Below are 12,530 nucleotides of genomic sequence, written 5' to 3' on the forward strand. Positions count from 1 at the left end.
GCGGCGGAAAGCAAGGATAATAGCGCCTAACTCATAAGCACAGTATTGGATTACCTCATGGAAATTAAAGTCAACTTTCTCGACAAGCTGCGTCTCGAAGCCAAGTTCGACGATTTTACGGTCATCGCCGACCAGCCCATCCGCTACAAGGGCGATGGCTCGGCGCCCGGCCCGTTCGATTACTTTTTGGCATCATCGGCACTGTGCGCGGCCTACTTCGTGAAGTTGTATTGCGATACGCGCAATATTTCCACGGAAAATATCCGCCTGTCGCAAAACAATATCGTCGATCCGGAAAACCGCTACCAGCAGATTTTCAAGATCCAGGTCGAGCTGCCGGCCGATATCTCGGCCAAGGACCGCCAGGGCATCCTGCGCTCGATCGACCGTTGCACGGTGAAAAAAGTGGTGCAAACGGGCCCCGAATTCGTCATTGAAGAAGTCGCGAACCTGGATGCCGATGCGCAATCCTTGCTGATGCTCAATCCGGCCAGCGAAGCCAGCACTTATATTGTAGGCAAGGACTTGCCGCTGGAACAGACCATCGCCAATATGTCTGGCCTGCTGGCGGGCCTGGGCATCAAGATTGAGATCGCCTCGTGGCGCAACATCATTCCCAACGTGTGGTCGCTGCATATCCGCGACGCGCATTCGCCCATGTGCTTTACCAACGGCAAGGGCGCGACCAAGGAAAGCGCGCTGGCGTCGGCCCTGGGCGAGTATATCGAGCGCCTCAGCAACAACCATTTCTACGCCGGGTCATTCTGGGGCGAGGACATCGCCAACGCGGATTTTGTCCATTACCCGAACGAGCGCTGGTTCAAGCCGGGCCGCAAGGATGCGCTGCCGAAGGAGATTCTCGACGCATACTGCCGCGACATCTACGATGCCGATGGCGAGCTGCGCGGCTCGCACCTGATCGACACCAACTCCGGCAATGCCGAGCGCGGCATCTGCTCGCTGCCGTATGTGCGCCATTCCGACGGCGAGGTCGTGTATTTCCCGTCGAACCTGATTGAAAACTTGTATGTCAGCAATGGCATGAGCGCCGGCAATACTTTGGTCGAAGCGCAGGTGCAATGTCTGTCGGAAATTTTCGAGCGGGCCGTCAAGCGCGAAATCATCGAAGGCGAAATCGCCCTGCCCGACGTGCCGCAGGAAGTGCTGGCGAAATACCCGGGCATCCTGGCCGGTATCCAGGGCCTGGAAGAACAGGGTTTCCCCGTGCTGGTAAAAGATGCGTCGCTGGGCGGCGTGTACCCGGTGATGTGCGTCACCCTGATGAACCCGCGCACGGGCGGCGTGTTTGCCTCGTTCGGCGCGCACCCGAGCCTGGAAGTGGCGCTCGAGCGCAGCCTGACGGAATTGCTGCAGGGCCGCAGCTTCGAAGGCTTGAACGACTTGCCGCAACCCACGTTTGCCAGCGAAGCCGTCACCGAGCCGAACAACTTCGTCGAGCACTTCATCGATTCGAGCGGCATCGTCTCGTGGCGCTTCTTCAGCGCCAAGGCCGATTACGATTTTGTCGAATGGGATTTTTCCGGCCATGGCGAAAACTCGAATGCCGAGGAAGCGGCGACCCTGTTCGGCATCCTCGCCGGCATGGGCAAGGAAGTGTACACGGCCGTGTATGACCAGCTGGGCGCCACGGCCTGCCGCATCCTTGTGCCCGGTTATTCGGAAGTGTATCCAGTCGAAGATTTGATCTGGGACAACACCAACAAGGCGCTGCTGTTCCGCGCCGACATCCTGAACCTGCATAAGCTGGACGATGCCGGCCTGGAAGACCTGCTCGACCGGCTGGAAAACAGCGAACTCGACGAGTACGGCGACATCGCCACCCTGATCGGCATCGAGTTTGACGAAAACACGGTGTGGGGCCAGCTGACGACCCTGGAATTGAAGCTGCTGATTCATCTCGCCTTGCAGCAATTCGAGGAAGCGAAAGAACTGGTGGAAACCTTCCTGCAGTACAACGACAACACGCTCGAGCGCAAGCTGTTCTATCAAGCCTTGAACGTGGTGCTGGAAGTGGAACTCGACGACGAGCTGGAACTGGACGATTACGTCGTCAATTTCCGCCGCATGTTTGGCAACGACCGCATGGACGCGGTGCTGGGCTCGGTAGATGGCAGCGTGCGCTTCTTCGGCCTGACCCCGACCAGCATGCAGCTGGAAGGCCTCGACCGGCACCAGCGCCTGATCGACAGCTTCAAGAAACTGCACGCGGCGCGCGCCAGGGCGGCGGCGGCCTGATCTGGAAACGATGCCATGGCCACACTGGAATTCTGGTTCGATTTCGGCAGCAACTACAGCTACCTGAGCGCCATGCGCATCGACGCGCTGGCGCGTGAAAAGCAGGTGCAAGTGATCTGGAAACCCTTCCTGCTGGGCGTCGTCTTCAAGGCGCTGGGCTGGGAGACGTCGCCGTTCGTCTTGCAAAAAATCAAGGGCGACTACACGTGGCGCGACATGGCGCGCCAGTGTGAAAAGTACGGTTTGCCATGGCAGCAACCGAGTTCCTTCCCCCGCACGGCGCTGCTGCCCATGCGCGTGGCGCTGATCGGCGCGGACCAGGGCTGGATTGCACCCTTTGCGCGCCGCATGATGACGATGAATTTCGCCGAAGACCGCGACATCGACAACCTCGAAGCCGTCAGCGAGGCTTTGCAGGAACTGGGCCTCGATGCGCGCACCATCCTGGCGCTGGCTTTGACGCAGGACAACAAGCTACGGCTGCGCCGCCAGACCGAGCAGGCACAAGCGCTGAAGCTGTTCGGCGCCCCCAGCTTCCTCAGCGGCGGCGAACTCTTCTGGGGCAACGACCGGCTCGACGATGCGCTGGCGCATGCCGCCGCCCGCCCCTGACGAGCATCAGCCGGCCAGCGCCGCGATTTCCTTCTGCATGTTTTCAATGGCCCGTTCGTTGTATTGGTCGGCAAAGTATGCATCGCCGAACAGCTGGCCCGCCTGCGCCTTGCCGCACAAATGCTGCAGCGCCAGGCCCCGCTGCTCGTTGAAGCGCGCGGGGTCCACGTGCGCGTATTCGCGCACGATGGCTTGCGTGTAGGCCTGGTACACCTCTTCGTCCTGCCCCAGGATGGCCAGGTCAGCGCTGAGCATGGCGTCTTTCAGCGCGTGGCTGATACCGGGGCCCTGGAAATGGTCGGTGGCGCGTATCAATTGCGCCACATCCTGGTTGTCGCCCGCATCGAGGCCGCTGGCCAGCCACAGCTGGGCACTGGCCTCTTCGCTCGAATACAGGGCGTCTTCGTCGTGGCTGTAGACGGCGTCGTGGAACCAGAACGCCTTCTTGACCAGCGCGCTGTCGCGCTTGGGCGCATAGGTATTGTCGGCCCACACGCGGATCTCGGACAGACCGTGCACCAGGTGGTCGAGGTTGTGATAGTGGCGGTCCGCGCCGCCGTAAGCCTGCGGCCCCGTCAGGTGCGCGAACCAGTGGTCCGCCAGCGCGATGTCGGCCTGCGACGCGGTCGCGTAATTCCACAGCGCTTCCCACTCCTTGCGCAGGCAGTCGAGTATCCACGCCTGGTAGGCGGGGCCGGGGACGAATTTCTTCATGGTCCAGTTCCAGCCCACGGGGCCTTCCAGCGCCTTGACGAAGCTGGAGCTGACGGAGCCGAGGTCGCGCGGCGGCATGACGAAGATCGTCTTGGCGCCCTGCAGCACGTCCACATTCGTTTGCTGGATCAGGTTTTCATAGTCGAAATCGGCCGTCGTGCGGATGCCGCGGATCAGGTAGTCGCAGCCGTGCTTTTTCGCCGCGCGCGCCGTGTAGTCGCCCTTGACGATGACCACCTGCACATTCTCCCAGCCGCACTCGCGCGCGCTCTGCTCGATGATGCGCTTGCGGTCTTCGGCCGGGAACTGCGGCTTCTTGGCGGGGTTTTGCGACAGGAACACGATCACCTCGTCGGCGAGCGAACGCGCCTCGCCGATCACCCACATATGGCCGTTGGTGATGGGGTCGAGGGTGCCTGAAAAGCCGATCTTCTGCATGCTGCGCTCCGTTTGCTTGATTGCTTATTGCGCAGACAATATATGCCAGCGGCGTGCGCGTCAATGCAACAGGCCAAAGATCATGATCAAAACGCTATTTTTTCACGGCTTGCGGGAACTCCACGCGCACGCACAGGCCGCCCAGGCGCTCGGATTTGTCCAGCACCAGTCGCGCGCCATGGCGCTCGGCGATGGCCTTGATGATGGCCAGCCCCAGGCCGCTGCCGTTGGCGTCCGTGCCGGGCACGCGGTAGAAGCGGCTGAAGACGCGCTCGCGCTCCTCGGGCGGGATGCCGGGGCCGCTGTCCTCCACCGACAAGGTCACGCCGACGGGGCTGGCGCGCAGGTCGATATCGACCGTGCCGCCCTGCGGCGTGTACTTGATGGCGTTGTCGACCAGGTTGCGCAGCATGATGTTGAGCGCATCGGCCTGGCCCGCCACCTTGGCCGCATCCATGTGATGCAGGCCCAGGTCGATCTTGCGCGCCTGCGCGATGCCGGCCATGTCGCCCAGCGCGCGCTTGACGACGTCGTTCAAGTCCACCGCCTGCAGCTGGTCGCCGCTGGCGGCGCTCGCTTCCTGGCGCGCCAGTACCAGCAATTGCTCGACCAGGCGCGTGGCCCGCTCGATGCCGGCGCTGACGCGGGAAATCGCCAGGCTGCGCTTTTCTTCCGATTCGGCCCGCTCCAGGCTCAAGACCTGCAGTTTCAGGGCCGCCAGCGGCGTGCGCAATTCATGCGCGGCGTCGGCAACAAAGTGCTGCTGGGCGTCGAACGCCGTCTTGACGCGCCCGAACAGCAAATTGAGTTCATGCACGAGGGGCCGTACTTCGTCGGGCAAGCCCGCTTCCGAGACGGGAGATAAATCGTCCGCCTGGCGCGCCGCCACCTGCTTGCGCACGCGCGAGACGGGCGCCAGCGAACCGCTGACGACCCACCAGACGACCAGCATCAGAATCGGCGCCATCAGCGCGATGGGACCGACCGTGCGCAGCGCCAGGCTGCCGGCCATGCGCTTGCGCACGGCCATGTCCTGGGCGATCTGCACGGTCTGGGAACTGGTTTGCACGGAAAAGATGCGGTAAGTCGTGCCGTTGGCTTTCACGTTGGAAAAGCCCAGCACGGCGCGCTGCGGCAATTCCGCGCGCGTGATCGAACGGAACACCTGCACGCCGTCCGGCGTCCACACCTGCACCACCATGTCGTTGTTGACAGGGTCGGCCGGCAAGGCTTGCGCATGGTTGGCCAGCGGCGCGCCGGAGCGCAGCGACAGGGCCATCTGCTGCATGTGGTAATCGAAGATCTGGTCGGCGTCGTACAGGGCGCTGCGGTAGGCGATCGAGGCCTGCGCCAGGGCCGCCATGATGATGGCCGCCAGCAAGAACCACAGCAGGCGGCCGCGCAGCGAATGCGTCACCGTGACCTTCATCCTCATGCCTTGGGCACCATGTAGCCGAGGCCGCGCACGTTCTGGATCAAGTCGCTGCCCAGCTTCTTGCGCAAGCCGTGGATATACACTTCCACGGCATTGCTGTTGACTTCATCCTTCCAGCTGTACAGTTTTTCTTCCAGTTGCGCGCGCGACAGCACGATGCCGGGGCGGGCGATCAATGCTTCCAGCACGGCCCATTCGCGCGCCGACAGGTTCACGGGATGGCCTTCGGCGATCACTTCGCGCGTCAGCGGATTGATGGACACGCCCTGGTGCTCGAAAACGGGTTCCGGGCGGCCCGAGGCGCGCCGCAGCAGGGCGCGTATGCGCGCCAGCAATTCATCGAGGTCATACGGTTTTAATACGTAATCGTCGGCGCCCGCGTCCAGGCCGGCGATACGCTGCTCGACGGCATCGCGCGCCGTGGCCACGAGGACGGGCGTGTCGAGCTTGCGCAAGCGCATCGAGCGCAGCACGTCAAGGCCATCCTTGCGCGGCAAGCCCAGGTCCAGCAGCACCAGGTCATAGGTCTGCGTCTGCAGGGCCGTATCGGCCATGTCGCCATCCTTGACCCAATCCACCGCGTAATGCTCGGCGCGCAGCAAGTCGAGCACCACCTCGCCGATCATCGTATCGTCTTCTACCAGCAATAAGCGCATGCCCTACTCCTTCATCTTGACTGTTTTATCGACCTTGCATCCTGCGCCAGATCAACCGAGGCGCACAGGAATGAAGATCTTATCGGGGCCGCGCTGTATCAGCAAGGCCACCGACTTGGCGGATTTTTCCACCACGTCGCGCACCTGCTCGACCGTGTTGACGGGACGGCCATTCACCGACAATAGCACGTCGCCCGGCTGCACTCCGGCATTCGCCGCCGCGCCGCCCGCGTCTTCCACCAGCAGGCCGGCGCTGATACCCGCCTCGCGCTTTTCATCCGATTGTAACGGACGCAGGGCCAGGCCCAGCTTTACCTTGCCGGCGGCGCTGTCGTTCTTCGCCACTTCGGCCACCTTGTCGGCCGCATTGCCCAGGGTTGCCGTCAGGCTGACGATCTTGCCATCACGCCAGACGTCCATGCTGATCTTGTCGCCCGGCAAGGACGTCCCCACCAGCGCCGGCAAGTCGGCCGAGCCGATGATGCGCTGGCCATTCACCTTGCGCACCACGTCGCCCGATTTCAGGCCCGCCTTGTCGGCCGGGCTGCCCCGCTCGACATTGGCCACCAGCGCGCCTTCCGGCGTGGCCAGCTTGAACGAGTCGGCAAAGCCCTGGTTGACCTCCTGCACCGTCACGCCCAGCTTGGCGTGGCTGGCCTTGCCTGTGGCGACGATCTGGTCCTTGATGCGGCCGGCCAGGTCGATCGGAATGGCGAACGACAGGCCCTGGAAGCCGCCCGTCTGGCTGTAGATCTGCGAATTGATGCCGACCACTTCGCCGCGCGTGTTGAACAGCGGGCCGCCCGAGTTGCCGGGGTTCACCGCCACGTCCGTCTGGATGAACGGTACATTGCTGTCGTCGGGCAGGGAACGGCCCTTGGCGCTGACGACGCCGGCCGTCACCGTGCTGTCGAAGCCATACGGCGAACCGATGGCCAGCACCCACTCGCCCACTTTCAGGTCGCTCGAATGGCCGAGCGGCACGATGGGCAGGTTGTTGGCGTCGATTTTCAGCACGGCAATATCGGTCTTCGGATCCGTGCCCAGCACCTTGGCGCGGAATTCGCGGCGGTCGTTCAGCTTGACGGTCACTTCGCGCGCATCGCGCACCACGTGGGCATTCGTCATGATGACGCCGTCGGGGCTGACGATGAAGCCGGAACCGAGGCCGTGCGTAGGCACGTCGCGGCCACCGCGCTGTCCGCCTTGCGGCCCCTGGAAGCGGCGGAAGAATTCGAAGAACGGATCGTTGCCGAAATCGTCATTGCCGGCCTGGGCCGAGGGATCGTAGGCCACCTTGGTGCTGCCCGTGACGCTGATATTGACGACGGCCGGGCTGTTGCGCGCGGCGATCTGGCTAAAGTCGGGCAAGGCCACCAGCGGCGCGCTGGCGGCAGGCGCCACGGCGGCAGCCACGGGTGCGGGTGCGGCGGCGGCCGCTGCGGCATTCGCGCCGGCATTGTTCTGATGCACCACCATGGCGCCGCCGGCACCCAGCACACCGATCGCGGCCAGCGCGGCTACGGTGCGTTTGATTTTCAGGGATGCGGTATTCGTTTGCTGTTCCATGAATTGCTCCTCATTTAATGAGATTTTGATGTATGCAATAGTGGGCCACGAGTCTTAGGCGGTGCTTAACATTTTTCCATTTGGAAACAGGCATTTGCGCCTTTAAGCAAGGTTTAATCTTGCCTGCCGCACGCATGTTGCATGCCGATCAAGGAGGACCCGAACTGGCTCCAGACGTGACACTGGCCGGATCAACCGGCCAGTATTTTACTGCATGGGAGAGGCTAGCCCGGGCGCCCGAGGGGCGCCGCAGTCAGATCAGGCCGCCTGGCGCTGTTCCAGCGCATTCACGTTAGCGGCGGCAGCGATGGTATCGCCGCCGGTGCCGATTTCGATCTTGCGCGGTTTCAGCGCTTCCGGCACTTCACGCACCAGGTCGATGGTCAGCATGCCGTTTTCAAACGTGGCGCCCGTGACCTTCACGTGGTTGGCCAGCTGGAAACGCTGTTCGAAATCGCGGGCAGCGATGCCGCGGTGCAAGAACGTGCGCTCGACGCCATCTTTCTGCTTGCGGCCCGTGACGTGCAGCGAATCGCGTTCCGTGATGATGTCGATCTCTTCGCGCGAGAAGCCGGCCAATGCCATCACGATGCGGTATTTATCTTCCGATACCAGTTCGATGTTGTACGGCGGATAGCTCGGTTGCGCATCGGCGCGTTGTTCGTTGAGTAACTGTGCCAGGCGGTCGAAGCCGATGGCGGAACGGTACAGGGGGGCAAGGTCAAAAGTACGCATGATAAATATCCTTTTCAAATGAAGCGATAAGAGGGGCGGACCTCACCGTGAGCATCCGCCTGTTACCGATATACGGCCTCTCCAGCGCCTTTCAAGGCCTTGAAATTGGCGCAAAACGCCCCAGACGGCCTCAAATTTGTAAGAAATTTTTACAGAATGCTAGACTCGCCGTTTGCCACCCAGCCGCCGCCCCATGTCCCGTGCCTTCCTCTCTTTCGCCTTGTCCCTGCTCGTTTCCACTGCGGCCCAGGCCGCCTCGCCCACGGCTCCCCCCATCGTGCTGCAGGTGGACGCCAGCAATGTGGCGCAGCAACTGTTCAGCATCCGCGCAAGCATTCCCGCCGCGCCCGGCAAGCTGACCTTGCTGTATCCGCAATGGGTGCCGGGCAATCACGGTCCCAGCGGCCCCCTGAACCAGCTGGCCGGCCTGCGCCTGTCCGCCAACGGCCAGCCCCTGGAATGGCGGCGCGATCCCGTCAACATGTTCGCCTTTCACCTCGACGTGCCGGCCGGCGCCAGCAGCGTGGAAGCGCAATACCAGTTCCTCTCGCCCGTCGACACGAGCCAGGGCCGCATCACCATGACGGGTGCCATGCTGGGCGTGCAATGGCATGCGATGACACTGTATCCGGCCGGGCGCGCCGCGCGCGACATCCTCGTGCAGCCATCGTTGACCCTGCCGGCCGGCTGGGAATTTGCCAGCGCCCTGGAAGTGCGCGCGCGGGCGGCCACGCCAGCCGGCCAGCAAGTCGATTTCGAGCCGCTGGACCTCGACACCCTGGTCGACTCGCCCGTCTTCGCGGGGCGCCATTTCGAGCGCATCGACCTCGATCCGGGCGCCAAAATCCCCGTGCACCTGAACGTGATGGCCGACAGCGCCGACAGCCTGGAAGCGTCGCCGCTGCAAATCGAACAACACCGGGCCATGCTGCAGCAAGCCTATAAATTGTTCGGCGCGCGCCACTACCGCCACTATGACTTCCTGCTGGCCCTGAGCGACGAGTTCGGCGGCATCGGCCGCGAACACCTGCAATCGAGCGAAAACGGCGTCAAGCCCGGCTATTTCAGCGAGTGGGACAAGAACGAGGCGGAGCGCGCGCTGCTGCCGCACGAGCTGGCGCATTCGTGGAACGGCAAGTTCCGCCGCCCCGCCGGCCAGGACACGCCGGATTTCAACACGCCGCTGCAAAACAGCCTGCTGTGGGTGTACGAAGGCCAGACGCAGTACTGGGGCAATGTGCTGGCAGCCCGCTCCGGCCTGGTGGCGGCAGCCAACATGCGCGACCTGTTTGCCGCGACGGCGGCCCATTACGACGTCATGCCCGGGCGCGGCTGGCGCACCATGCAGGATACGACGAACGATCCCATCATCAATGGCCGGCGCCCCATAGCCTGGAGCAGCTGGCAGCGCGACGAGGATTACTATATGGAAGGCGCGCTGGTCTGGCTCGACGTCGACACCACCATCCGCGCACTGTCCCGCGAGCGCCGCTCGCTGGACGACTTCGCCCGCAGTTTCTTTGGCGTGCAGGATGGCAGCACCACGCCCCTGCCCTACACGTTCGAGGATGTGGTGGCGGCCCTGAACGCCGTGCAGCCGCACGACTGGGCCACTTTTTTGCGCACGCGCCTGGAGAGCCACGGCCCCGGCGCGCCGCTCGATGGCCTGGCCCGCGCCGGCTGGAAGCTGGTCTACCGCGACACGCCCACGCCCTTCCTGAAAGCCAATGAAGAGCGCGGCGAGAGTACGGACCTGAGCTATTCTCTGGGCTTGACCATCGACAAGGATGGCAAGCTGGGCAAGCTGCTGTGGGATGGCCCCGCCTTCCAGGCGGGTTTGTCGGGCAACACGACCTTGCTCGCCGTGAATGGCACGGCTTACACGCCCAAGCTGCTGAAGGCGGCCATCCAGGCGGCCAGGACGAGCCCGCAGCCGATCAACTTGCTGGTCAGAAAGGGCAAGCAATTCCAGACGGTGGCGCTCGACTACCACGGCGGCTTGCGCTACCCGCAACTGGAGCGCATCGCCGGCACGCGCGACCGCCTGTCGGCCATCCTGCAGGCGCGCTGAGGCGGGGATTGCCCGGTGATTTTGCGCCGCGCGCCCCATGCGGGGCCGGCTTTTGGTGTATGCTGGCAGCATGAATAATGACACCGACATCCAGCTCAGCGGCCCCTTCAAGGCCACCGACGGCTCCGGCCGTGCCCACGACATCAAGGCCATCCGCATCTTCGACGAAGGCTACGGCATCATCGACGTCTACGTCGACTTCGCCGCCCCGCTCGAAGCGGGCGCCTACAAGGACAAGACCCTGGTCGGCCACATCCTGGCCCGCTTGCGCAGCCTCGGCTACGTCGGCCCCGACTTCGGCCACGGCGACCTGGGCTTGCAGGACAAGAAACTGATCGTCCTGGAAGCGCCCGAGGAATTTTCCGCCTTTGCAATTAGTAAAGGCTGGAAGGATTTATCCGCCGAATTTGACGAAGACTGAGAACACCTGACCAAATCTACTGCGCGCCGCGCCAGCTTCTGCTGACGCGGCGTTTTTCATGGGCGACCGCTTGCTTACTTAGCTGATATAACGCGCGCTCCAGGCGGCGATGACGTTGGCGACATACGCGGCATCATCGCGCCCCGTCAATAAGTGGTCGGCATCGTCGAGCGAGACAAAACTTTTCGGGTGCTTTGCGGCCGTAAAGATATCCATCGCGTTCGACAGGCTTACCGTCGTGTCGTTCGGCGCGTGCATCACCAGCAGGGCACGGCGCAGGCCGGCGATGTGCTCCTTTAAACTATGGCTGCCCGCGTCGTCGACGAATTGCTGGCGGATGCGGAAGGGCCGCCCTTCCAGCTGCACCAGCGCTTCGCCTTCGGCAGCGATCTGCTCCAGGTGCTCGCTGAACATGCGCGTCACGTAGGCGGGCGTGCTCGGCGCGGCCAGGGTGGCAATGGCGGTCGCTTCCGGCACGTGCGCGGCGGCGGCCAGCACGGCGGCGCCACCCAGGCTGTGGCCGATCAGCAATTGCGGCGCAGCATGTTTTGCCCGCAGGAAATCGGCGGCGGCGATCAAATCGTCCACATTCGACGAGAAATTCGTGGCGGCAAACTCGCCCTCGCTGGCGCCCAGTCCCGTGAAGTCGAAGCGCAGCACGGCGATGCCGTGTTCCGTCAAGCCTTGCGCGATGCGCCGCGCGGCCAGCACGTCCTTGCCGCAAGTAAAACAGTGGGCGAACAGCGCGTAGGCGCGGATGGCGCCGTCGGGCGCGTCGAGGCGCGCCGCCAGCACATGGCCGTGCGCGCCGGGAAAATCTTGCCGGGTGGATTTCATTGTCTCAGATCAAAGCTGCCGCGCAGGGCGGCCGATTGCGCATTGTAGCGCCGCCCGGCCGCTGCCGCAGTTGGCCAACCTTATCCGCGCTGCGGGATGTCGAGCCCCTTGATGACGGCGGGACGGGCAAGAAACGCGTCCAGCGCGCGCCGCACGTTCGGGAAGTTATCAAAACCGACGAGCTCGCCGGCGCCGTAGAAGCCCACGAGGCAGCGCACCCACGGGAAGATGGCGATGTCGGCAATCGTGTACTGGCTGCCCATGATCCAGTCGCGGCCCTGCAGGCGCTGCTCGAGCACGCCCAGCAAACGCTTCGCTTCGCCGATATAGCGTTGCAACGGACGCTTGTCTTCGTATTCCTTGCCGGCAAATTTATGGAAGAAGCCCACCTGGCCGAACATGGGGCCGATGCCGCCCATCTGGAACATCAGCCATTGAATGGTTTCGTAGCGCAGGGCCGCGTCCTGCGGCAGGAACTTGCCCGTCTTTTCCGCCAGGTACAGCAGGATGGCGCCCGACTCGAACAGGGCCAGCGGCTTGCCGCCGGGACCGTCCGGATCGAGGATGGCGGGAATCTTGTTGTTGGGATTGAGGGACAGGAAGGCGGGCGACAGCTGGTCGTTCTGCTCGAAGCTGACCAGGTGCGGCTCGTACGCCAGGCCCAGCTCTTCCAGCAGGATGGACACCTTGATGCCGTTCGGCGTGGGCAGCGAGTACAGCTGCAGGCGCTCGGGATGCCGGGCCGGCCATTTTTGGGTGATGGGGAAGTCGGAGAGTTGGGACATG

11 protein-coding genes are annotated in these 12,530 nt (G+C 63.4%); 4 read left to right on the forward strand and 7 right to left on the reverse strand.

Features of this window, described 5'->3' with window-relative positions; genetic code table 11:
* The first annotated feature begins 57 nt into the window (after positions 1–57).
* Together IGS61_RS19480 and IGS61_RS19485 are read left to right on the forward strand one after the other, a co-directional pair.
* The gene (locus tag IGS61_RS19480; protein WP_230541179.1) at positions 58–2,256 is read left to right on the forward strand and encodes an OsmC domain/YcaO domain-containing protein; all 2,199 of its coding nucleotides are present in this window, start codon (positions 58–60) and stop codon (positions 2,254–2,256) included.
* Positions 2,257–2,271: 15 nt separating this feature from the next.
* Complete coding sequence (locus IGS61_RS19485) at positions 2,272–2,868, forward strand: 2-hydroxychromene-2-carboxylate isomerase (RefSeq protein ID WP_230541180.1); 597 nt, start codon at positions 2,272–2,274, stop codon at positions 2,866–2,868.
* A gap of 6 nt (positions 2,869–2,874) precedes the next feature.
* Here IGS61_RS19485 and coaD read toward each other — a convergent pair whose 3' ends face one another.
* The 5 genes from coaD to IGS61_RS19510 form a co-directional block, all read right to left on the reverse strand.
* Positions 2,875–4,020, reverse strand: coding sequence for a pantetheine-phosphate adenylyltransferase (coaD, locus tag IGS61_RS19490; protein WP_230541181.1), 1,146 nt, complete (start codon positions 4,018–4,020; stop codon positions 2,875–2,877).
* Between the two features lie 94 nt (positions 4,021–4,114).
* Positions 4,115–5,449, reverse strand: coding sequence for an ATP-binding protein (locus IGS61_RS19495; protein ID WP_046685864.1), 1,335 nt, complete (start codon positions 5,447–5,449; stop codon positions 4,115–4,117).
* A gap of 2 nt (positions 5,450–5,451) precedes the next feature.
* A complete protein-coding gene (locus IGS61_RS19500) occupies positions 5,452–6,111 on the reverse strand; it encodes a response regulator (protein WP_070221454.1) in 660 nt (219 codons plus the stop codon).
* Between the two features lie 51 nt (positions 6,112–6,162).
* Positions 6,163–7,680 (reverse strand): Do family serine endopeptidase, encoded by a 1,518-nt coding sequence (locus tag IGS61_RS19505; RefSeq protein ID WP_230541182.1) that lies wholly within the window; start codon positions 7,678–7,680, stop codon positions 6,163–6,165.
* Between the two features lie 258 nt (positions 7,681–7,938).
* Entirely contained in the window at positions 7,939–8,415 is a 477-nt protein-coding gene (locus IGS61_RS19510) for an Hsp20 family protein (protein ID WP_230541183.1), read from the reverse strand.
* Positions 8,416–8,608: 193 nt separating this feature from the next.
* Between IGS61_RS19510 and IGS61_RS19515 the strand changes: the two genes are divergently transcribed.
* Together IGS61_RS19515 and IGS61_RS19520 are read left to right on the forward strand one after the other, a co-directional pair.
* A complete protein-coding gene (locus tag IGS61_RS19515) occupies positions 8,609–10,486 on the forward strand; it encodes a M61 family metallopeptidase (protein ID WP_230541184.1) in 1,878 nt (625 codons plus the stop codon).
* Between the two features lie 70 nt (positions 10,487–10,556).
* Positions 10,557–10,907 carry a hypothetical protein gene (locus IGS61_RS19520; protein WP_035827997.1) on the forward strand — a complete coding sequence of 117 codons (351 nt, stop codon included), beginning with the start codon at positions 10,557–10,559 and terminating at the stop codon, positions 10,905–10,907.
* A 78-nt stretch (positions 10,908–10,985) separates the two neighbouring features.
* Here the strand turns inward: IGS61_RS19520 and IGS61_RS19525 are convergent, their stop codons facing one another.
* Together IGS61_RS19525 and IGS61_RS19530 are read right to left on the reverse strand one after the other, a co-directional pair.
* Entirely contained in the window at positions 10,986–11,744 is a 759-nt protein-coding gene (locus IGS61_RS19525; RefSeq protein WP_230541185.1) for an alpha/beta hydrolase family protein, read from the reverse strand.
* 80 nt (positions 11,745–11,824) lie between these two features.
* Positions 11,825–12,529 (reverse strand): glutathione S-transferase N-terminal domain-containing protein, encoded by a 705-nt coding sequence (locus IGS61_RS19530; RefSeq protein ID WP_230541186.1) that lies wholly within the window; start codon positions 12,527–12,529, stop codon positions 11,825–11,827.
* Position 12,530: the final 1 nt, after the last annotated feature.

The sequence above is a fragment of the Janthinobacterium sp. FW305-129 genome (assembly GCF_020858115.1).
Classification (GTDB): domain Bacteria; phylum Pseudomonadota; class Gammaproteobacteria; order Burkholderiales; family Burkholderiaceae_D; genus Janthinobacterium.

Excerpts from the sequence above, each read along its gene's own strand:
- IGS61_RS19505 (WP_230541182.1), bottom strand. The coding sequence starts at position 7,680 with ATGGAACAGCAAACGAATACCGCATCCCTGAAAATCAAACGCACCGTA.
- IGS61_RS19495 (WP_046685864.1), bottom strand. The coding sequence starts at position 5,449 with ATGAAGGTCACGGTGACGCATTCGCTGCGCGGCCGCCTGCTGTGGTTC.
- IGS61_RS19520 (WP_035827997.1), top strand. The coding sequence starts at position 10,557 with ATGAATAATGACACCGACATCCAGCTCAGCGGCCCCTTCAAGGCCACC.
- IGS61_RS19485 (WP_230541180.1), top strand. The coding sequence starts at position 2,272 with ATGGCCACACTGGAATTCTGGTTCGATTTCGGCAGCAACTACAGCTAC.
- IGS61_RS19500 (WP_070221454.1), bottom strand. The coding sequence starts at position 6,111 with ATGCGCTTATTGCTGGTAGAAGACGATACGATGATCGGCGAGGTGGTG.
- IGS61_RS19515 (WP_230541184.1), top strand. The coding sequence starts at position 8,609 with ATGTCCCGTGCCTTCCTCTCTTTCGCCTTGTCCCTGCTCGTTTCCACT.
- IGS61_RS19480 (WP_230541179.1), top strand. The coding sequence starts at position 58 with ATGGAAATTAAAGTCAACTTTCTCGACAAGCTGCGTCTCGAAGCCAAG.
- IGS61_RS19525 (WP_230541185.1), bottom strand. The coding sequence starts at position 11,744 with ATGAAATCCACCCGGCAAGATTTTCCCGGCGCGCACGGCCATGTGCTG.
- IGS61_RS19530 (WP_230541186.1), bottom strand. The coding sequence starts at position 12,529 with ATGTCCCAACTCTCCGACTTCCCCATCACCCAAAAATGGCCGGCCCGG.
- coaD (WP_230541181.1), bottom strand. The coding sequence starts at position 4,020 with ATGCAGAAGATCGGCTTTTCAGGCACCCTCGACCCCATCACCAACGGC.
- IGS61_RS19510 (WP_230541183.1), bottom strand. The coding sequence starts at position 8,415 with ATGCGTACTTTTGACCTTGCCCCCCTGTACCGTTCCGCCATCGGCTTC.